Source organism: Rubneribacter badeniensis (genome assembly GCF_002899695.1).
GTDB lineage: Bacteria > Actinomycetota > Coriobacteriia > Coriobacteriales > Eggerthellaceae > Rubneribacter > Rubneribacter badeniensis.
Map to the genome: position 1 here is coordinate 17525 of NZ_PPEL01000019.1, position 19875 is coordinate 37399.

The window sequence follows — 19875 nt, forward strand, 5'->3', positions numbered from 1 at the left end:
CGACGCAGACGACTTGCCGACGCGCCGTGGGCGCGATCGGAACAATCACCGTTTCGAGGAAGGGGATCATCATGCAGAGAACGAACGTCACACGCCGCGATCTGATCAAGCTCGGAGGACTTGCCGCCGCGAGTGCGATCAGCGCCACAGCGCTCGCCAGCTGCGCGCCGTCCACGCCCGAAGAGGCCGCCAAAGCCGCAAGCGCGACGGGGAGCCTGGAGGGCATGCCCTCGTTTTTGCAGGCGCCAGAGCCCATCACCGAGTTCGCCGAGACGAGGGAGTACGACGTCGTGGTCGTGGGCGCAGGCGAGTCGGGCCTGTCGGCCGTCCACGCAGCGCTCGAAGCCGGCGCGAAGGTGGCGTGCATGCAGAACATCAGCACCGTGCAGACGGCGGGCAACATGGCCGCAGCGCTCGACTTGGACAAGACGAGCGAGGCCGGCTTGAAGGCGTGCCTGTCCTTCATCAACTACAAAAGCGACTGGCGCTCGAACCCCGACCTCGTCGAGGTGTGGGCGCGCAACTCACAAGAGGCGCTCGCCTGGTGGGAAGCCGAGGCAGCCAAGGGCGGCGTCGAGTCGAAGCCTTACGACTACAGCATCGCCTACAACGGATACGAGTTCTTCCTGCACGCGAACACCTACTTCCACGTGGACGGTGCGCACCAAGCGGCGGCAAAGGTCATCGGCGAAGCGCTGGCCGCAGCGGGAGCCGATTTCATCTTCAACACGCCGTGCGTGCAGCTGCACAAAGAGGACAGTCGCGTGACAGGCGCCATCGGCCGAAACGCCGACACCGACGAGTACATCCTCGCAAAGGCGTCGAAAGGCGTCATCTTGGCCACGGGTGACTACGTGGGAAACCGCGAGATGCTCGACTTCTGGGCACCCGACACCAAGGGGCTGCACCAGGCCATCGAGTTTCGCGACGGCAGCGGCCTGTGCGCCGGCATGTGGGCAGGTGCGCAGATGACCGCCCCATGCCACACGAAGATGGTTCACGGCGAGGCGGCCCCGGTGCGCTTCGAGATGCCGTTTCTGTTCCTCGATCGCCATGGCGAGCGCTTCATGGACGAGGGGTGCTGCCGCATGGGCTACCTCAACGAGTTCACCAAAGGGTATCTGGCGGAAGCGGGATTTGAAGATTCCACCGCGGCGAAGTTCTTCAGCATCGTGCCCGCCAACTGGCAGGACTACTACGAGCAATGGGACGCGCTTGCGCCCTACGACATCTCCACGAACAACGCCTACCGCACGGTTGACCCTGAAAGCTGGATCAAGGCCGACACGCTCGAGGAGCTGGCGCAGGCCATGATCGACTATGCCGACGAGCAGCCCTGGAGCCACGAGCTGACCGTGGAGGCCGTCGTCGCCTCCATCGAGCGCTATAACGAGCTGGTCGCCGCGGGCTCTGATGACGATTTCGGCAAGCGACCCGAGTACCTTGTGCCCATCGAGGCCCCGTGCTACGCCGTGCCCCGCGGCGCGAACAACATCGACGCCATGCTCGACGGGTTGGAAGTCGACGGCAATTATCAGTGCCTTGATGCCGATCGCATGCCCATCGAGGGGCTTTTCGCCGTCGGAAACGCCTCCGGTCCCTTCTTCGGCGGCGCCAACTACCCCATGGACATCGAGGGCCTTTCCATCGGCCGCGCCATCACCACGGGATTCGTCACCGGACGCTACGTGGCCGGACTGTAAGCTTTTCGAGCGAGCGGGCCCTTCCCCACTCGCTCCCCCATCCCTCGCACGCCTCCCCGCGCGCTTCGCGCGGGGAGGTCGCCCTTGCGCACAAGCCCCCTTCTCTTTTCGAGCGCGCCCGCTTGCTCGCTTTCCGAATCGCCAGCCCGACCAGCACCCTCCGCGCGAAACCGTTCCTGCCTCGATCCCTCGCTCGCCAAACCGTGGCAAAACTCGCGGAAAAGGCGCTATACTGTCGAGCGGAGAAAGAGGGAGGGGCATGAGGCGCGTCGATCATCTCGAACAGATGATTCCCTACATGTTTGCGCACGGCTGCGCTCGCGCGTGGCTCATCCTCCTGTTCGCCGATCCGGCCGTTGCGCCGCTTTCGCCTTTCGACCCGCACGTGCCGTTCGATTACTCGTTCGCGCTCGCGGGCATCGGCATTGCGCTGGCCGCCCGGAGGGTCGCCCCTTTGCAGGAGAGCCGCTGGGCGAAGCCGTTCGCGCTCACCTTGTGCATAGTCGCCTCGGTCTGCATGCTCGCCGCATCGCGCTCGCTTGAGCTGGCCGCGCCTTTGGCCCTTGCGGGCGCGGTGGCGGGCGGCGCGGGCTTTTTGCTGATCGTCCTGTTGAACGCCGAAGCGCTCGTGCCGCTTAGCCTTATGCGCATCCTTCTGTACCAGGCAGCCTCGATGCTCGTAGCCGTTCCATTAACCTACCTCTGCCAGGGGCTCGGCCAGCCGCAACTCGCGCTCGCTTTGTTCGCGCTGCCCGCCATCGCGGTGCCGTGCGTGTCATTCGCCTACCGGACGACGCCCGAAGCCGAGCGGCCGCGCAGCACATGGCCGCGCTTCACGTTTCCCTGGAAGCCCATCCTGCTGTTCGCGCTGTACTCGTTCGCCTACGGCTTGCGCGAACAGCAGCTTCTGTCGGTGGATGGCGCGGGCATGCATTCGTCGCTGTCCACGGCGATCGTATCCGGATCGCTTGTCGCGGCGTTCCTCCTCGCGCGACGGCTGCCGCTTAGCGCGCTGTACCGCTCCCCCGTGCTTCTCATGGTGTGCGGATTCCTGCTCGTGCCCATGGAAGGACTTGTCGGAAGGGCCGCATCGGGCTATCTCATCTCGATGGGCTACACGCTCATGGGGCTTTTGCTGGGACTTTTGCTGTACGATCTGGCGAAGCGCATGGGCATCGCCATCGTCGTGCTCATGGGCGCCGAGAAGATGACGTACCTGTTCGTCGTCTGGGGAGGCGATTGCGCTTCGCTCTTGGCCACCTCGCCGCTGCCAACGCAGACGCAGGACGTTGCGCTCATGGCTGCGGCCGTCATGCTCGTGCTGGCGGGCACGCTCATCCTGCTTTCGGAGAAGGACCTCGCGTCTCGATGGGGAATTCGCCTCATCGAGACGGACGACCTTTCCGAAGAGGGTCGCCGCGTCGAACTTGTGGCAGCGCGCTGCGACGAGATCGCGCGCCAATGCCGCCTGTCGCCACGCGAGGACGAGATCCTGCGCCTTTTGGCGCAAGGCACCTCGAACCAAACCATCGAACGCGAGTTGTTCATAGCGAATGGCACGCTGAAGGCCCACATCCAGCACATCTACGCGAAGATTGGCGTGCATAGTCGCAAAGAGCTGCTCGCACTGTTCGAAGACGCAGGGGCGCTCGAAGCCTCCAGCGACGAAAAGCGCAGCGGCGCGAAGATCGGCGAACGAGCGCAAGACGTATGAGAAAACCGCTGCGCCCGCAAGAGAGTCGCGACCGCACTAGCGGTGCGACCTCGACGAGCGCGCAAGGGCTTCGTCGCTTTTCCAGGTAAACGGTTTTCACCCGCGCGATTCGAGACAAACGGAAGAGCGCCGCCGCAGCATGAGGCGGGCAAAAGACACGCCGGAACGGCACACAGCAAGCGAGCAAGAAGCGGTGAGGCATCGACGCGATCACGGCAGACGAGAGAAAGGGCAATCCGTTGACGCGACTCGCAATGCAAATGGAAAAGAGGGAAAGACAAGCAGGGAACCGAAGAAGGGGTGCCTCGGCGTGCGCCGCCCAGACACCCCGTCGCAACTAAGAGAGGACCTTCTCCTCGTCGGGAGCGCTGGACTCTTCGTCCACCAGCACGCCTTCGGCATCGGGGATGAAGGGCTCGAACAGCGGCTCACCGTTTTGGGACAGCTCGACCATGCCGGTGAGGACGTCGACGTACTGGTAAGACTGGCGCGCCGTGCGGCCGCGCTTGCGATCGACCTCCATGATGAACAGCTGGGGATGCACCTGCGTGAGCACGCCCTCGTTCTCGACGATCTTCGAGCGTCCCATGTTGGCGCGCACTTTCAGGCGTTGACCGACGAAGTCGTGTAACGTATCATGGATGGAGTCGACGATTTTTGCCTGTTTCGCTAAATCCATGCTCACTCTTTCTCGCGTATGCTGCGTACACAAATGACAGCGTGGAATTATACCACCTCGGTCAATACTCTACAGAATCCGCACAGACTGTTTCCGAAACCGTACCAATTCCCCTTTGGCGACGGCATCAACATAGACGTGTGGGATGAGAGGCGACGGCGTCTGCCGTTTTGCACAAGCCGAGGGAAGATGTCGACCACGTTGCGCTGACCGGATGAAAGCGACGAACCGCACGGAAGGAACCGCATGAGCCAGAAGAAAGACGCCCTTGAGAAGGCAACGAAGAAGGGCAGGAAAAAGGACAAGAGGCGCAAGAGCTGCGACGGCAAAAGGGAGCAGAAGGAAAAGAAGGAAAAGGAGGGGAAGAAAGGGAAGCGGCCGCAGAAAAAAGCGAAGAAGGGTGCCGCACTCTCTGCGCTCACATGCCCCTGCTGTTCGAAGCATTGCCCCCTCTCGAAACCGAAATGCGGCAAAGGCAAGGCGATCCGCGCGAAGATGGAGAAAAACGCCTAAGCGGAGCGGTCGCAGGGCTTCCGTGCGCAGAAATCCTCGGTTTCTGGCCAGCAAACCGCGCTCTGGCACGCGTTGGAGTGTCGAGAGACGTATCGGTCGCTTTCAGTTTTCGCCGACCTGGCCTTTCGACGTGGGCGCGCCCACGTCGAGCTGAGAAGGCTCGGATTTTGTGCCAGAACTCGGTTTCATGGCCAGAAACCGAGGATTTCTGCGCACGGGCGTATCACGCGGATGCGAAGGAGGGGGGGGTGGAAGCGGGGCAACCGCGCCAGGCGAGCGCGCGAATCCGACCGATTCGATACCGCGTCGGACGGGCGGTGCCCTCACCGAGCCAAAATCTACGGAGGGGGTTGCGTCACCCGCTCGACGCAACCCCCTCGCAAGCCATCCTCGGGGAAGCTTGTGACAAGGGCGTCTCCACAGCCGTCACCGCGCTTCAGCACGCGTCCTTCGCCCGCCGACCCCCCTCCTCGAAAAAGGCACCCTCGCGCTCAGAGCGCGGCGAGGCCGAAAACCCCTTGGGCGCGAAGCCCGCATCGCACCCTTTGCGTCCACCGGCATTCGGCGCGGCGAGCCAACGGGCGCGAACGTCGGCGGCGATTCGACGGCGACCGCCCAAAACCGCCCGAAGCAACGCCTGCACAGCGCAACGCGGTTCGGCGCAGACAGCCGATCACGCGCAGGATGGCCCGCACTCCTCGGCGACCTGCCGATAGGCGGCTCCGAGGCGGACGAACGCGCCAAGGGAAAGCGTCTCGCCCCGCTGCGCGGGATCGATGCCCGCGCACTCGAACAGCTGCGGAAGCGCGGCGGCGACGCGCGTCCCTTCCCTCCCCCGTCCGGCGAAGTAGGTTTTGCAGGAGTTCGCGAGCGTCTTGCGCCGCGTGGCGAACGCGGCATCGGCCATGATGCAGGCGGCTCTGAGAGCACGAGCATCGAGCGGATCGCCCGCGCTATCGCGCAGAGGGCGGCGATCCAGGCGCACGACGGCGCTCTCGACGCGCGGCGGCGGGAAGAAGTTGCCGGGGCCGACGGCGAAGCGCCCGGCCGGCTCGGCGTAGAGGCGCAGCTTCACGGTGTACGCTCCGTAGTTTTTGGAACCCGGGTCGGCGGCCATGCGGTCGGCCACCTCCTTCTGCACCATCACCGTCGCGCTCTCCAAGCCGGAAAACCGCTCGAAGCAGTCGAGCACCACGGTGGCGGCCACGGCGTAGGGCAGGTTCGCCACGAGCTTGGTCGGCGAGAACGGCAAATCGGCGGCAGCCAGATCGAGCGCGTCCTTCTCCACGAGCGTGAAGCGGTCGGCCCAAGGGGCCAGCGTCTCGGCGAGCACGGCGGGCAGATCCGCATCGCGCTCGACGGACGCGACGCGGCCCGCGCATTTCAGCAGCGCGACGGTGAGCGTGCCGATGCCGGGACCGATCTCCAGCACCTCGTCTTCGGGCGAAAGCTCAGCCAATGCGACGATCTTGCGCAAGATCGCATCGTTGACAAGGAAGTTCTGGCCGAGCGAGTACTTCGTGGAAAGGCCGTGCGCCTCAAGGACGGCGCGCGTGGCCGAAGGGCTGGCCAACGGAGAAAGTCGCTCCATCACGCCTCCCCCGTCGATGAGCCGCCGCGAGGATGCACGCCGTCGGGACCTGCGCACGTGTACGCCGAGGCGGGGTGCGCGCGCCCGCCGGACAGCGGGTCGACTCCTGCGGGAAGCGCCCCGCCATCGGAGATGCGCCCCACCCAGTCGTGCACGTCCGCAAGCGAAAAGCCCGCCACCGCAAGCGCCGAGCGTACTTCGCCCACCAGCGGGCCGAAGCCGTGCGGGTCGCCGCCCTCGCCCACCACGTGCAGATGCGCCGGGCGCTTCGGCTTCGCGCGCCAATTGGCGTGGAAGTAGGGTTGCAAACGGTCGAGGAACGACTTGAGCTGGGCCGGCGCGCCGGCGAAGTACACGGGCGACACGAGCGCGAGCTCGTCGCACTCGTTCAGCAGCAGCCGCACGCGCACCATGTCGTCGGCGATGACGCAGTACAGCTCGTCGCGGCCGATGTTGGAGGCGCACGCTTCGCAGCCCGTGCAGGGGGCGATGTGCACGTCGGACAACCGCACGACGTCCACACGGTCGGCGGGGAACGCGCGCTCGTACGCGAGGCGCACCGCCTCCGACAACCCCGCGCTGCGGCCACGAGCACGAGGAGATCCGCAGATGACAAGACGGTTCGTCATGGGCATCACTCACTTTCTCCGGAAGCGGAAGCCGAAGGCGTGGCTTCCGGTGCACCGCCGGCCGCATCCGCAGCCGACGCGCGGGCGCGCTGCCACGGCGTGGGCGACCGGTCGAGCAAGTCGCGTGCGTTTTCCATGAGCTGCGCGAGCAGCGCTTTGCGCTCGTCCCCCGCCGCGCATCCGCGCGCCTCGGCCAAGCGCGCCGCCGTGAACACGACATGCTCGGGACCGCAGGTCATACCGCGCATCGGCTCGGGCGTCATATAGGGCGCGTCCGTCTCGGTGAGCAAGCGGTCGAGCGGCATGCGGGAGGCGGCATCGCGCACCTCGTCGGTGCTTTTGAACGTGAGCGGCCCGCCGAACGCCGCATGGCATCCTTCCGCAAGCCACGGTTCGAGGGTAGCCCAATCGAGGTTGAAACAATGCAGAAGCGTGCCCGCCGCGGGAAAGCCCTCTTCGCGCATAAGGGCGAGCGCGTCGTCATGTGCCTCGCGCACGTGCAGGACAAGCGGCAGCCCCGCCTCTTTCGCCAGACGGATCTGCCGACGGAAGGCATCGCGCTGCTCGTCGCGCGGCGAGAAGTCGTAATGATAGTCGAGGCCCACCTCGCCGAGCGCGCACACGCGCGGATCGGCCAACCGCTCGCGCAGACGAGCCTCAAGCGCATCGTCGTAGTGCTTCGCATTGTGGGGATGGCAGCCCGTCGCGATGCGGACATGCGGCACCGCGCACCCTGCAGTCCCGGAGGCGACGGCCCCCGCGGCCTCCGGCGCGCCCTCGAGCGTCGAAGCGAGGGCTGCCGCCTCTTCGCGCCACGCATCCAGCCGCTCGAACGTGGTCGCGCCGTCCTCGAACGCATCGACGATGGTGCAGACGAACCTCACCCCGTGAACGGCGCAGCGCGCGAGCGCGAGCGCCGGATCGGGCAAAAGCTGCAGATGGGCGTGCGTGTCGGCCACCAGCGCCTCGAGCGCGGGCGGCTCGACCACACGATACTTCCCGTGCTTGCGCTTCTGACGGAACAACGCGTCGCGGAACACGGGCTCTCCGTTGCTTTCAACCATTGTCAAACACCTCCTTCACGGTGCCTTGGCAAAATTCTTCGTCAGCAGTCCGGCTTTCCAAAGCTTCGGAGCACTCCGAAGCGCTCCGAAGCGCTCACGAATCGCAAGTCGATGAGCTTTGCGGCAACTCATAGTACCGATACGAGTCATGGACGCTCTTCCCCCGCAAAACGAACACGCCGTCTGCGCCCAATCCTTTCAACGCGAGCGATGAAGTGCGAATCGATGCGCCGGCGCGATTTGAAAGCATCTTCGCAGCGACCTTCCCTTTGGTCGCAGCGATCTCAACGGATGCCTTCCGCCTGTCATCCAGCAATGCAAGCGCATTCAAAGAGACGGGCATTCCTTCGCCTCCGTGCGACCAAAACCCTTTCGATGCAGCCACGCCCTCTCCGACAGGCCCCCTCTCCACCAAAGCGAACGGATCGGGACGGGCGAAAGCGAGCTTGGCGCCAAAGAAATACGCCTATGGCAAAGACCGACCCCCGCCTCGTCACACAGATCCTGAATTTTCCTCTATCCCGAAGAGCGCGATCGGACACCTGCTGTCCCACCACGTTGCCCTCATCGTCGACGTCAAAGAACAGTTCGCCGCGCCCATGCTTGTTGAGTATGGAGGCGATGGACTGCACGGCCTCACGATGCTCGCCAGCGGATCTCTTGCGCTCTACGTATTCGCTTTCACCGCCGATGCTCATGTCCACCCCCTCCGCATTCTCGCATGCCAGCGCACAAGCCCCGCAAGCCAGAGGACCCGTAGGCCGGCAATTCGCGCAACGCTACTCCATGCTCAGATCGATGGCGTCCGTGTCCAGGCGCGGGAACAGGGGGTCGCCGATCTCCACGGCGTTGCCAGCGGGCAGCTGCCCCCACGCCGTAGCCGCCTCGATGTCGGTCACGTCCGTCACCGAGCCAAGCGACAGGCGCCTGAACACCTCTGCCGACGTGTTGGGCATGAGCGGCGCCATGTACAGCGCGATGATGCGGATGGCCTCAAGCGCGTTGTAGATGACTTCGGCCAGCTCGCCGGCGGTTTCCTCGCTCTTCGCGAGGTTCCACGGCGCGCTTTCCTCCACGTACAGGTTCACGCGGCTCGCCAGCTTCTGCACCGCGGCGGCGGCGCGGGTGAAGTCGGCGGCGGCGAGGGCGGCATCGTATTCGGCGTACAGCTCGTCCGAGATGGCGCGCAGCGGGTTCTCCTTCGCCTTGACCTCGGCGGGCACCTCGGGCACCGCGCCGTCGAAGTACTTCTTCGTCATGTTGAACACGCGGCTGCAGAGGTTTCCCCAGGTGTTCGCCAAGTCGGCGTTGTACACCTGCACCATGCGCTCAAGCGAGATGGAGCCGTCCGCGCCGAACTGCACGTCGCTCATGAAGTAGTAGCGGTACGCGTCCACGCCGAACACCTTGCACAGATCGGCCGGCTTGAGCGCGTTGCCCTTCGACTTCGACATCTTCTCGCCCTTCGTGAGCAGAAAGCCGTGGCCGAACACCGTGTGCGTGATGGGCATGCCGGCCGCCATGAGCATGGCCGGCCAGATGACGCAGTGGAAGCGCGTGATGTCCTTGCCTACGAAGTGGTACTGCATGGGCCAGCGGCGCTCGAACTCGCCGGCACGCTCGCCTTCATCGCCGTAGCCGATGCCGGTGAGGTAGGCCAAGAGCGCGTCGGCCCACACGTAGGCCACATGCCCCTCGTCGAAGGGCAGCGGGACGCCCCAGTCGAACGTGCTGCGGCTGATGGACAGGTCCTTCAGGCCGCTCTTCACGAACGACACGATCTCGTTCTTGCGCGTCTCGGGGCAGATGAAGTCGGGGTTCTCCTCGTAGAATTCAAGCAGCTTGTCGCCGAACTCGGACAGCTTGAAAAACCAGTTCTCCTCGCCGCCCGCCTTCTGCACGGGGCGCTTGCAGTCGGGGCACACGAGCTGCCCGTCCTCGTTCTTCTCGAGATCGCTCTCGGCGTAGTACGTCTCCTCGTGCACGCAGTACCAGCCCTCGTAGCTGCCCTTGTAGCACCAGCCCTTGTCGTAGAGGTCCTGCCAGAACTTCTGCACGGTCACGGCGTGGCGCGGCTCGGTGGTGCGCACGAAATCGGTGTACGTGATGCCGAGCATGTCCCACGCGTCGCGGAACGCGGGCTCCATGGAATCGCACCAGTCCTGCGGGGTCATGCCCTTGGCGGCGGCCGTGTCGGCCACCTTCTGGCCGTGCTCGTCCATGCCCGTGACGAACGCGACGTCGTAGCCGTTCATACGCTGGTAGCGCGCCACGGTGTCGGCTGCGATGGTGGTGTACGCCGTGCCGAGGTGCGGGGCCGCGTTGACGTAGTAGATGGGGGTGGTGAACGAGTAAGTTCCCTTTGACATGGTGCTTCCTTACATATCGGGACCGCAGGGCGAATGATGCCCAGCCAGCCACATGGACAAGCGCAATAACCGATTTATTGTAGCACGCGGGTTCCGTGCGAAGGGCCGCGCCTCGCTTCGAGCACACGAAACGAGAACGTCAGGCGCAGCGGCAACATCGCGCAGACGCGCCCGAACGCCGCACCGAGGCGCGGGGGACACCCAAGCCGGGCGCGTCGCGGGCGAAGAGCGCCCTAAGGGAGCGGTGCTGCGGGCATGCGCAGGTCGCAGGCGAAAGCATAGTCGATCACCTCCCCCGAGGGAGTTTCCAACCAAGCCCGCTCCTCGTGCGAGTACGCGGACAGCTCCGCAGTGGAGGCGAAACCGTTCGCGAAAGCCGCCACGGCGTCGAGGCGGGCGACCTCCCGCGGGGAGAAGGCGGAAAGGTCGGCGCCGCGCCGTGCGACGACGACACGCCCGTCGCCCTGCTCGCGGTACGCGAGCGTCGCTCCGTCCACGAGCGCGGCCATGACAAGGTCGTACTGGTCGGGAACCGGCCCGTAGTCGGCGCGGGCGTAGCGCAGCCCCGTGAAACCGACGCCCTCGTCGCGGTAGGCCGAGAAATCCAGGTAGAACAGCACCTTGTTCAGCTTCGTCACGAACAGGCTCCCCACGTGCGCCGCAAGGTAGACCACCGCCTCTCGCAAACGATCGGCATCGAAGGCGCGCAGACCCGTTTCCGGCAAGGCCACGCGCGGCAGACGATCCAGCAGGTCGAGGCGCACCACGGCATAGTCCATCTTGCGAGCCGCCTGCTGCTCGACGGCTCGCAGCGCTCGCTCGCGATCCCGCTCCCCCAAGCGCGGCGCTCCGCTGCGCAGACGCTCGCGCAGCGCCTGGGGATCGCGCGCTTGGCGAAGCAGCTCGGCATGCGACTCCGAGGGAAGGGCGCCGCCTTCGTAGCGCTGCACGCTGGCCACCCCGATGCCGAGCACAGCCGCGAACACGCGCTGCGAGAACCCATAGCGTCGCCGCAAGGCCACGATCTCGTCGGGCTGCGGAATATCCCGAGCTTCGCGGTAGGCCGCGTACATCTTCTCAAAGTTGCGATCCATAGTTGCCGCATGACCGATACGGTTGCCGCACAAAGGGCAGACGGGATACCAAAACTCGTCGGTTACGGAGACGCCCCTGACATCGACCGTTTCGCGAACCGCAACCACCGGAGCATCGACCTCGTTGCAACAGACATCGCAGATGGTTCTCACGATTTCAGACAAGCTTGGGGACCTCCCTTCGGTACGGATACGACAATCGATACTCGGCTTCGTGAAACGAGACGCACACCGCTTGCGCGCTTCCCGACGAGAAGAAAACGGCCAACTTGACATACACCTCAAATGCAGGCACATAGGTGCCGAACACCCACACATCGTGGGGACGCCCCTTATCGTCGGGAAGAGGACCAGCAGAGTAATCGGAAACGCGCAGGCCGCAAACAGTCTCGTGAACCTGCCGCCCGCCGAATCCGACAAGCTGCATGAACCGTCTCGTCTTTCCTTGCGGGTTTCCCAATCCGGCGATGACAAATCGCTCGTAAGGAACAGCCCGCACCAAAGCCAGCACGGCTTCGATCTTCCATCTTTCGGCCACCTTGTCCGGCATCGACCCTCACTCAGATTCACCTCAATTGATGTGCTCATACTATATGACAAACGATCCCATGTCAAGAAAGATCACCTCAATTGATGCGATCAATCGAAATAGAACAAATCCTCGAACTTCTTGTCGAGAGCGATGCACAGGACGAGGGCCAGCTTCGCCGTAGGGTTGAACAGGCCCGTCTCGATGGACGATATGGTCTGCCTCGACACGCCCACGAGGCGCGCGAGTTCAAGCTGCGACAGCCCCGCCTCCGCGCGGGCGGCCTTAAGGCGGTTCTTCAGCTCGAGCTCGCCGTCGTTGCCGTGGACATCGTCGATCCCGAAGGAGGGAAGCTTCATCACGGCCGACCTCACATCGTTTCTGCGAGGTACGTGATCGCGAACGTCACGGCGCCGAACGCGGCCAAGAGGCCGCAGACAAGACCGAGCTTCATTTTGAACTGGTAGAACTGCCAGAAACCCATAGCGGCCACGCCGGAGAGCATGATGGCGCCGCCCTGGCTGGTGTCCAGGCCGCGGAACACGTTCCAAAGGAACAGAAAGAGCCACATGGCCAACATGGCGCCGACCATGACCGCGCTTTGCCGCTGATGCAGGATACGAAACCGCTCATCGGCACCGCGATTCTCCTCGCGGCTCTTCGCCAAGATCTCCTCTTTGTCCATACTGCACCTCCCGAGCCACCTCGTCCGGCCTTCGGATGTTTCGGATGCTTTACACGAACCGTTCGTTCGTGCAATTGCCAAGTTTTCTTATCAATATGACAAGTATACTTATCATATCTGAGAAACGCAAGGAGTGCCGAACGTTGACAGCGCGGCGCAGAGGCGAACTCGAGGGGCTCATGAGGCGAGAACCTGCTATCATCGAAGGCATGGAGCAGCATGGGAACAGCCTCGCAGGCCGAAAGGCCGAAACGGAAACCGGAACCGCCGCCGTCGCGCCGCGCCGGCGCTGGCCGCAGCGGGTGGCCATCGCGCTCGTCGTGCTCGTTGTGGCGGCGGTGCTGGCGGCAGCGGCGTTCTTCGCGTACGTGGGCGACTTCTACCACGACCTGGACGCGGCCAGCCACGACCTCGCGTCGACCGAAGCGCTCCCCGTGCAGCAGGGCGAGAGCTACCTGGCGTTCGGCGACCCCGCGGCCGAGACGGGCATCGTGCTCTACCCGGGCGCGAAGGTCGAGTACACGGCGTACGCCCCGCTCATGCGCGAGCTGGCCGAACGCGGATATCTGGCCGTGGTGGTGGAGATGCCGTTCAACCTCGCGTTTTTCGACATCAACGCAGCCGACGGCGTGCGTTCGGCGTTTCCCCAGGTGAAAACCTGGTGGGTGGGCGGGCACTCGCTCGGAGGCTCCATGGCGGCCCAGTATGCGGCCGACCATTCGGACGACGCCGCGCTCGGCGGCATCGTGCTGCTGGGCGCGTACTCGGCAAGCGACCTCTCCGCAACCGACCTGGGCGCGCTCGTCGTCTACGGGGAGAACGACGAGGTGGTCAACCGGGACAAGCTGTCGGAAGGGGAGGCGCTTCTGCCGCCGGACGCGCAGACGGTAAAGATCGCCGGCGGCAACCACGCGGGCTTCGGCACATACGGCCCGCAGGACGGCGATGGCGAGGCCTCCATCGCGCCCGAAGAGCAGCGCGAGCAAACGGCCGACGCCGTGGACGCCTACCTCGAAGCGCGCGCGGCCTGACGCGCTTCGACGCGACGCGTGGAAAGGCCGCAAGAATCAGCGCAAGCGGACAGCGCGCCGGCGGCGAGATAGGCGGCAAAGGGGAAACGCCGGCCCGCTCTCAACCGCCGCGCCGGCATGCGATCGCGCGATGCGTGTCATTTCGGTAACGGCCAGCCGTCAGCGCACCAACATCCGTATACTGGGCGCGTGAACGCAAGATCGAACGCCCGCCGAAGGAGCACGGAGTGACGAAGCCAGCCCGCCCGATCGCCACGGTCGCCGCCTCGCTGACGGCCATCGCCATCGTGGGCCTGTTCGCCGTCCAGATGCGCTACGTGGCCACCTCGATGGACCTCGTCAGCGTCCCCCAGGCGCAGGCCGCCGCCCTGCAATCCGCTCCCGCATCGCCCGCGACCGACGCGGACGGCACCGTCGTTGTCGAATACTGCAGCGAGGCCGTGGCCGCGCGCGACCCCGGCAACCCGGCGGGGCGCACCTCCACGCGCCTTGCGTTCGACGACGCCTGGTTCTCCACGGACGCCGGCTCCTACAACCACGACCTCGCCACGACGTGTGCGGTGCTCAGCGCGGTGTGCAACTCCGAATCGCGCTTCTACAGCAGCGACGGCGCCGAAGATCCCTACGCCGAGCATGCGCTGGCCTCCCTGGGCTTCCAGCACGTGCGCACCGAGTCCTACGCGCTGCGCAGCACGGTGATCGACCAGGTGGCGGCCCTTGTGAACGGAACGCACGGCACATCGGCCTACACGCTGGCCGCGAAGCGCCTTCCGAGCGGCGACACCCTCGCGTTCGTGGGCGTGCGGGGCACGTACGGCGCGGAATGGCTCAGCAACTTCAGCATCTTCGACGCGCACGGACGCCCCGACCACGAAGGGTACCGCATCGCCGAACGCGAGGTGGCCGACGCGCTGGCCTCCTACCTGCGCGAGATCGGAGCCGACCCTTCCCGCACCCGCGTGTTGGCGACGGGCCACAGCCGCGGCGGGGCCATCGCGAACCTCCTGGCCGCCGAGATCGCCGACCGCGCGAACGGGCCGGACGCCCTCGCCCGCGCGGACGGCGTGTACGCCTACACGTTCGCCGCACCGGGCACGACGCGCTCGAAGGCGCACGACGCCGCAGCCTACCGGGGCATCTTCAACATCGTGAACCCTTCGGACATCGTGCCCCAGCTTCCGCTCTCATCGTGGGGATACGGTCGCTACGGCACCACCGTCGCGCTGCCGGGGGTTGGCGACCCCCGCTTCGAGGCGGCGCTTGCCGCCATGCGGCAAGCCTACGAACGCAACACCGGGCACGCCGATTACTGCGGTCCCGACGCGCTCGCCTCGCTCGCCGCGTTCGGCTCGAAGGCCGCCAAACTCCTGCCGACGCCCGACAGCCTCCTGAATCCGGCGGGCGCGTTCTCGGCGCTGCAGCAGCTCGCCGCCATCGATGCCGGCTCGGCGCTTCTCGCGCACTACCCCGACACCTACATCGCCTGGATGCAAGCCGTAGACGAAAGCGCGCTCTCTTTCGCGCGAGCGGGTGCGAGGGAGAGCGCGCGAAGTTCACAGGGAGCGCTCGCGCGACGAGCGTTCACCAATGACCGTCAATTCGTTCTCCTCAATACCTCGAAGAACAAGAGCGGAAAGCTCGCTCATCGCAGCCTCCGCTTCTCCGAAATACCGTTCGGAGGAGTAATGCGCCTCCGCATACTCTGCGACCGAGACAGCATCGTCAACCCAGCGAATCGCGTGGGTGCAAAAGACTTCGTCAACCTCCACAAAGGCCGCCACACCTTGAGCAAATTGGGGATAAAGAAACGCCTTTTGAACACGAAGCGCATGCAAAGAGTACTCAGGCAGCCAGTTCGTCATATGCTGACAGGCGAACGAATACTGCGCGAGCATCAACCGCCGAAACACCTCGTAATTCCTTGTGCGAAAAGCTTTGAGCGCCCTTTTCGCTAGGATTCCCATGAACGCGCACATAACCGAAACATGGTCATCGGGCATGCGACCGCACAGTTTTAGTCGAAGCCCCTGCGCACAATATGCTTCGCGAACCGCAAGCGTACTGGCCTGAAACACCATGCGCTCGTTTCCAATGTGAGCAGACTCCCAAGGAAGTGCCGGAAGATCTGCAGGACCTTGGAAGAACCGAGTGTATTCGTCGCGAATCTCGGCAATAAAATGCCCATCGCTCAACCTCTGCCCAAGAACGGAAACGAACCCTTTCAGCTTCGCCAAGACTTCGCATTCCTCAGCATACTCATCAAGAACGTCCTCGGTCGTAGAAGCGGCAACCAGCTTTAAAAGCCGCTCATCTGGCTCACCTCCGAACACCTTGTGAAATAGCGTGTACAAGTAGGCACGACTCACTAAGAGCGCCTCAAGGGATAGCAGCTCATCACACGCCATTCCCCGCCCCTCCACATCATTGTCCACCGACCGAGCGCTCACAGTATGATCTCCGTGAAATCTTTGCGCAAAGCGGAAGTGGACGTCTTTATGAGAAGATTCGGCGAAGTCCCTTCGGCGCTGGCTATGGAAGGCACCTCTCTGACCAGATCGCTACCGTACTTCGCCCTTAGGTCATCCAGCTCTCCGAAATCGAGCGCGCGCATCATGCAAGCGTCCACGCACACTGGATTCATGCCCGCGCCTCGAAGCGCTTTGCAGCTATCGCACTTTACGATGAGCGACTTTTCCTCTTCAAATTGGGGCGCGCCATACGGGCACGACATCATGCACGCCCTGCACCCGATGCACACCTCGTCATTGTGCAGAACAATACCCGATTCTGAATCTTTGAACATAGCACCCGTCGGGCAGTTCGCCACACACGCCGGGTTGTCGCAATGGTTGCAGCCGATGCTCATATGAATCAAAGACGCATCGGGGTATGCACCCACTTCGTATGTGGCTACACGACGGGGAACCGGTCCGGCATTCTGCAGATCAAATCGGTCTTTGCAGGCAATTTGACACACTCGACAGCCAACGCATCGAGACATGTCAAAATAGAAACCAAGAGCCATGATTCACTCCTCCGTCCAGAGAACGGGCTCGAATTGGCAATCGGCCGCAAGCGGCTTGCCATTGTACTTTTCGAAGTCGACCAAGCAGCTGTTGTATCCATCGCACTGCGGCATGAAGTCATCTTGGGTTTTATGATCCACCAGCATATTCTCGTTGCCACCAAAATCGATGCCCGTTTCAGGGTCGAGATACGTACGCGACCCATGGGGGACGGCGATACACCCAGGCATAAGAGTATTCAACACACTTGCGATACGCACTATCTTGCCGGCATCGTTATGAATAAGTACGGTATCGCCTGTTTCGATGCCCTTCGCCGCCGCGTCTTCTGCGCTGATATAGACAGGATTCGGCCACGCTTCGCGAATCCAAACCCCTTCGTCAAAGCACGTATGCGCCCGTCGCAGATAATGCGGCTGATACATAATGAAAGGATACGCCCCTTTTTCCTTCCTTTCCCAGTTGGCAAAGCTTTCCTGATACGTTGTGGTGTGGAACGTCGGATAGGGCTTGACTTCCTCGGAACCGAATCCAAGCCAATTGATGGCATCCGCTTTGCTTTGGCAGTAGATTTCCAGTTTTCCACTGGCGCTTGAACGGGGATTCTCCTCGGGATCCTTCACGAAATCCTCGTATCCGTAAAACCCGTGATTATCATCCTTCGTACGCGGAACCTGATAATACCCTTGCTCAAGGACATCTTTCAGGGAAATGACACCTTGTTGGGGCTCCCCCTCCACGCCCCAAGCATCGATGTCCTCTTGGCTGATAGTGACGAGCGTCTTGTATGTCACCCCGTCATCGTCCATAACTTCCGCTCCAGCAATCCTGTTGAAATAGCTTTGCATGTCGCTCACGCTGAACACGTCGGATTCTTTGAATCCCCAACGTTTGGCTATTTCAACGTATATCCAGCTCTCATTTTTCGACTCGAATAGCGGCTGCACCGCCGGACGAGAGAAGAGCGCGTAATCACGATTGCATTGAGCGCGCGACAGACGCATGATTCCATTCGTAGCCACCTGTAATTCGCCCTTGTCAGGATCCAGATTCCCCTCCCATGCGGTAAAGCACGGCAATAGAATGTCGGCGTACTGGCTCGTCAGCGTAAATCGGTATTCGATGTTAACCACCATGTCCATCTTTTTAAACACCTTGATACCGCGGTTGACGTCTTCGGTCGCCTGCAAAGGGTTGTGGTAATCGTTCACGATGATCTTGGGGTCGAAATCGAACTCTTTCGGAGGCAGGTACCCGTCCTTCTTCACCCAGCCGTTATCGAGCGCCCCATTGCGATAGTCCCCATAACCCGTATAGTGCCCTTCGTCCATGTCCTTCCATATCGTAGGCTTCGGCAACTCGGAGTACTCCAAGGTGTTCTTCGGAACCACAACACTCGCAACCCCTGCCCCTATTTTGACTCCGCCAATGGCGGGATCGCCCAACTTCACCAGCTTCGTACCGCTATTGGCCGACTCGATGGAGAACGTGGCAGCCACCGCGTTCCCGGATCGGCCCAGATGACCGCCCATGCAAGCCACGGTAAGAAACAGCTGGGGCAGATCGGTGCTGCCGCGATAACGCGAAGGAGCGTAATTGTGCAGCAGCATGACATCGCGCGTCTTGCGCATCTGTCCGGCATACCAGGTAATGTCTTCAACAGGAGTTCCGCATATTTCGGTAGCCCATTCGCGGGTTTTCGGAACACCATCGTATTCCCCAAGAACATACGCCTGAAAATTCTCATTGATAACAGCCTCAGCGGGCATGCTCTCGGCGTCAAACCCCACTGTGCATCGATGAAGGAAGTCCCAGTCGATAATGTTGCCCTGCTCGTCATCGAGCCTAATCATCTCATAGGCAACTGCCAGCAGAAACGCCGTATCAGTGCCGGGACGCACCCTCACCCACCTCGCCTCGAGAACGCTGGCCGACACATTGTACTCTGGCCCCACGTAAACGAACTCCGTCCCTGCTTCTTTTGCAAGACGGTAATAGTACATAGGATTGCCGGCGCTGTGCCACGCAGGGTTCATACCATAAAACACAATGGTATCTGCGTTTTTTAGATCCATGCGATCATTTCCCACCAAGCAGTCGGGCAAGCCATTGCCGATGTTGCCGCCCATACGTACGGGAGCGTTATACCAATTCCCATACGATTCCGTTCCGTTCCATTGCAGACGACCTCCCAAGAGGTTGAGCACCGGCCAATCAGTGCCCATGCATACCACAGAACGCGGGCCGTATTCGTCATACACTCGCTTCAATTCCTGTGCGACATAGTCGAGTGCCTCATCCCAGCTAATGCGCTGCCACCCTTCTTCACCGCGCAAATCACCATGAGAGTTTTCACCGCCACCCGGCTGCCAGCTCTTGCGTTTCATGGGATATTTGATGCGATTGGCATTGAACACGTGCTGGCGCATTTGGTGTCCACGCGGGCAACTCCGCTGCTGCGGAGTTTCAACGGTGTCTTCCTTCATATCGTCGGTCTTTTGCCTCAGAACCACGCCGTCTTTCACAAACACCCGATTGATGCAACGGCCGCCGCAATTGCCCCAGCAGTCCACCGTCACCCATTCGCCCTCACCGTTCACAATGGCCGCATCGGATTCGACAGCATGCGCTTTTGCGCTTTCGACAGCAGGATCGCTGGCATCCTTCCCGTCCGGAACGCACCCGGAAAGGCCCGCAACCGCAATGGCCGCAGCCCCTCCTTTTAAGAAGTTTCGACGGCCTATCGCCTTGTCGAGCAAAGCCATGATGTTCTCCCTCGCATTAACTCAATCACTTCCGCTTTAAAGACTGCATGGATTTTCCCCACACGCTCTGCGCCGACCGAACCAGAAGGAATCTCCATGCTCGCAAGACACAACCTCAAACAACACTTGCTGAATAGAACGCCCAGCGAGCGATGCACACCCCCATGAAGACGCAAACGAAAGTCGCAACAGGCATCACTTTGCCACCTCGCCTGCGCGTAGCCAACGCCAATGCCGCAGCGACAGCCACAATGGCGATAGCCACCAGGAAAGGAATCGCGCTGTGATGCGTATCGAAAAAATGATTCGCCTCAAATGCAAGAGAGACAGCAAAAAGCACAGCTATCGCCATGAAAAGGGGGTGCGGACAAAAAGTTGGACACTCCGGTGTCCGGATTGGAGTCCGCATGTACCCGTTGGAGACCAGGGAGCTCGCCGTGGAGGCCGTCGCGGCGGGGTTCAGCCTGACCGAGGCGGCCGAGC

General features: G+C 62.7%; 17 protein-coding genes and 2 pseudogenes. 5 read left to right on the forward strand and 14 right to left on the reverse strand.

Translation table 11 applies throughout. The annotated features are described in order from the left end of the window. Positions 1–71: 71 nt before the first annotated feature. Both C2L80_RS05075 and C2L80_RS05080 read left to right on the forward strand, forming a co-directional pair. On the forward strand, positions 72–1703 hold the full coding sequence (locus C2L80_RS05075; RefSeq protein WP_157941016.1) for an FAD-binding protein: 1632 nt from the start codon (positions 72–74) through the stop codon (positions 1701–1703). Between the two features lie 259 nt (positions 1704–1962). After that, the gene (locus C2L80_RS05080) at positions 1963–3417 is read left to right on the forward strand and encodes a response regulator transcription factor (RefSeq protein WP_157941017.1); all 1455 of its coding nucleotides are present in this window, start codon (positions 1963–1965) and stop codon (positions 3415–3417) included. A gap of 337 nt (positions 3418–3754) precedes the next feature. Here the strand turns inward: C2L80_RS05080 and C2L80_RS05085 are convergent, their stop codons facing one another. After that, a complete protein-coding gene (locus C2L80_RS05085) occupies positions 3755–4096 on the reverse strand; it encodes a Veg family protein (protein ID WP_087196638.1) in 342 nt (113 codons plus the stop codon). 246 nt (positions 4097–4342) lie between these two features. On the opposite strand from C2L80_RS05085, the gene C2L80_RS05090 reads away from it, so the two are divergent. Next, positions 4343–4609: a hypothetical protein gene (locus C2L80_RS05090; protein WP_087196640.1), complete on the forward strand. Its 267-nt coding sequence runs from the start codon at positions 4343–4345 to the stop codon at positions 4607–4609. 673 nt (positions 4610–5282) lie between these two features. Here C2L80_RS05090 and rsmA read toward each other — a convergent pair. From rsmA to C2L80_RS05135, 9 genes are all read right to left on the reverse strand, one after another. Further along, positions 5283–6200 carry a 16S rRNA (adenine(1518)-N(6)/adenine(1519)-N(6))-dimethyltransferase RsmA gene (gene rsmA / locus C2L80_RS05095; protein WP_092198347.1) on the reverse strand — a complete coding sequence of 306 codons (918 nt, stop codon included), beginning with the start codon at positions 6198–6200 and terminating at the stop codon, positions 5283–5285. Next, positions 6200–6829: a flavodoxin family protein gene (locus C2L80_RS05100; protein WP_092198390.1), complete on the reverse strand. Its 630-nt coding sequence runs from the start codon at positions 6827–6829 to the stop codon at positions 6200–6202. Before C2L80_RS05100 ends, rsmA begins: the two co-directional genes overlap by 1 nt. Positions 6830–6834: 5 nt before the next feature. Then, positions 6835–7893, reverse strand: a complete 1059-nt coding sequence (locus C2L80_RS05105; protein ID WP_092198343.1) for a TatD family hydrolase — start codon at positions 7891–7893, stop codon at positions 6835–6837. A 305-nt stretch (positions 7894–8198) separates the two neighbouring features. Next, entirely contained in the window at positions 8199–8591 is a 393-nt protein-coding gene (locus tag C2L80_RS14645; protein ID WP_129589898.1) for an AlbA family DNA-binding domain-containing protein, read from the reverse strand. A gap of 81 nt (positions 8592–8672) precedes the next feature. After that, positions 8673–10262 carry a methionine--tRNA ligase gene (gene metG, locus C2L80_RS05115; RefSeq protein WP_087196648.1) on the reverse strand — a complete coding sequence of 530 codons (1590 nt, stop codon included), beginning with the start codon at positions 10260–10262 and terminating at the stop codon, positions 8673–8675. A gap of 233 nt (positions 10263–10495) precedes the next feature. Continuing rightward, on the reverse strand, positions 10496–11509 hold the full coding sequence (locus tag C2L80_RS05120; protein WP_417133520.1) for a type II TA system antitoxin MqsA family protein: 1014 nt from the start codon (positions 11507–11509) through the stop codon (positions 10496–10498). A 4-nt stretch (positions 11510–11513) separates the two neighbouring features. Beyond that, positions 11514–11906: a toxin gene (locus C2L80_RS05125; protein ID WP_087196652.1), complete on the reverse strand. Its 393-nt coding sequence runs from the start codon at positions 11904–11906 to the stop codon at positions 11514–11516. A gap of 89 nt (positions 11907–11995) precedes the next feature. After that, entirely contained in the window at positions 11996–12244 is a 249-nt protein-coding gene (locus tag C2L80_RS05130; RefSeq protein WP_087196654.1) for a helix-turn-helix transcriptional regulator, read from the reverse strand. An 11-nt stretch (positions 12245–12255) separates the two neighbouring features. Further along, positions 12256–12570 (reverse strand): DUF6442 family protein, encoded by a 315-nt coding sequence (locus C2L80_RS05135; protein ID WP_087196656.1) that lies wholly within the window; start codon positions 12568–12570, stop codon positions 12256–12258. Between the two features lie 179 nt (positions 12571–12749). On the opposite strand from C2L80_RS05135, the gene C2L80_RS05140 reads away from it, so the two are divergent. Then, positions 12750–13601: an alpha/beta hydrolase gene (locus tag C2L80_RS05140; RefSeq protein WP_239938724.1), complete on the forward strand. Its 852-nt coding sequence runs from the start codon at positions 12750–12752 to the stop codon at positions 13599–13601. Positions 13602–13930: 329 nt separating this feature from the next. Next, on the forward strand, positions 13931–15556 hold the full coding sequence (locus C2L80_RS05145; protein WP_420820259.1) for a lipase family protein: 1626 nt from the start codon (positions 13931–13933) through the stop codon (positions 15554–15556). On the opposite strand, the pseudogene C2L80_RS14650 reads toward C2L80_RS05145, so the two are convergent. The 4 genes and pseudogenes from C2L80_RS14650 to C2L80_RS14135 form a co-directional block, all read right to left on the reverse strand. Next, a pseudogene (locus tag C2L80_RS14650) lies at positions 15503–16006 on the reverse strand (TorD/DmsD family molecular chaperone); the annotation flags it as partial. The gene C2L80_RS05145 and the pseudogene C2L80_RS14650 overlap by 54 nt on opposite strands. Positions 16007–16044: 38 nt before the next feature. Beyond that, on the reverse strand, positions 16045–16626 hold the full coding sequence (locus tag C2L80_RS05155) for a 4Fe-4S dicluster domain-containing protein (RefSeq protein WP_087196660.1): 582 nt from the start codon (positions 16624–16626) through the stop codon (positions 16045–16047). A gap of 3 nt (positions 16627–16629) precedes the next feature. Then, complete coding sequence (locus tag C2L80_RS05160; RefSeq protein WP_087196662.1) at positions 16630–19392, reverse strand: molybdopterin-dependent oxidoreductase; 2763 nt, start codon at positions 19390–19392, stop codon at positions 16630–16632. Between the two features lie 115 nt (positions 19393–19507). Further along, a pseudogene (locus C2L80_RS14135) lies at positions 19508–19875 on the reverse strand (hypothetical protein); the annotation flags it as partial.

Bases quoted from the DNA above. Each gene is read 5' to 3' on its own strand.
- C2L80_RS05075 (WP_157941016.1), top strand. From the start codon at position 72: ATGCAGAGAACGAACGTCACACGCCGCGATCTGATCAAGCTCGGAGGA.
- C2L80_RS05080 (WP_157941017.1), top strand. From the start codon at position 1,963: ATGAGGCGCGTCGATCATCTCGAACAGATGATTCCCTACATGTTTGCG.
- C2L80_RS05085 (WP_087196638.1), bottom strand. From the start codon at position 4,096: ATGGATTTAGCGAAACAGGCAAAAATCGTCGACTCCATCCATGATACG.
- C2L80_RS05090 (WP_087196640.1), top strand. From the start codon at position 4,343: ATGAGCCAGAAGAAAGACGCCCTTGAGAAGGCAACGAAGAAGGGCAGG.
- rsmA (WP_092198347.1), bottom strand. From the start codon at position 6,200: ATGGAGCGACTTTCTCCGTTGGCCAGCCCTTCGGCCACGCGCGCCGTC.
- C2L80_RS05100 (WP_092198390.1), bottom strand. From the start codon at position 6,829: ATGACGAACCGTCTTGTCATCTGCGGATCTCCTCGTGCTCGTGGCCGC.
- C2L80_RS05105 (WP_092198343.1), bottom strand. From the start codon at position 7,893: ATGGTTGAAAGCAACGGAGAGCCCGTGTTCCGCGACGCGTTGTTCCGT.
- C2L80_RS14645 (WP_129589898.1), bottom strand. From the start codon at position 8,591: ATGAGCATCGGCGGTGAAAGCGAATACGTAGAGCGCAAGAGATCCGCT.
- metG (WP_087196648.1), bottom strand. From the start codon at position 10,262: ATGTCAAAGGGAACTTACTCGTTCACCACCCCCATCTACTACGTCAAC.
- C2L80_RS05125 (WP_087196652.1), bottom strand. From the start codon at position 11,906: ATGCCGGACAAGGTGGCCGAAAGATGGAAGATCGAAGCCGTGCTGGCT.
- C2L80_RS05130 (WP_087196654.1), bottom strand. From the start codon at position 12,244: ATGAAGCTTCCCTCCTTCGGGATCGACGATGTCCACGGCAACGACGGC.
- C2L80_RS05135 (WP_087196656.1), bottom strand. From the start codon at position 12,570: ATGGACAAAGAGGAGATCTTGGCGAAGAGCCGCGAGGAGAATCGCGGT.
- C2L80_RS05140 (WP_239938724.1), top strand. From the start codon at position 12,750: ATGAGGCGAGAACCTGCTATCATCGAAGGCATGGAGCAGCATGGGAAC.
- C2L80_RS05145 (WP_420820259.1), top strand. From the start codon at position 13,931: ATGGACCTCGTCAGCGTCCCCCAGGCGCAGGCCGCCGCCCTGCAATCC.
- C2L80_RS05155 (WP_087196660.1), bottom strand. From the start codon at position 16,626: ATGGCTCTTGGTTTCTATTTTGACATGTCTCGATGCGTTGGCTGTCGA.
- C2L80_RS05160 (WP_087196662.1), bottom strand. From the start codon at position 19,392: ATGGCTTTGCTCGACAAGGCGATAGGCCGTCGAAACTTCTTAAAAGGA.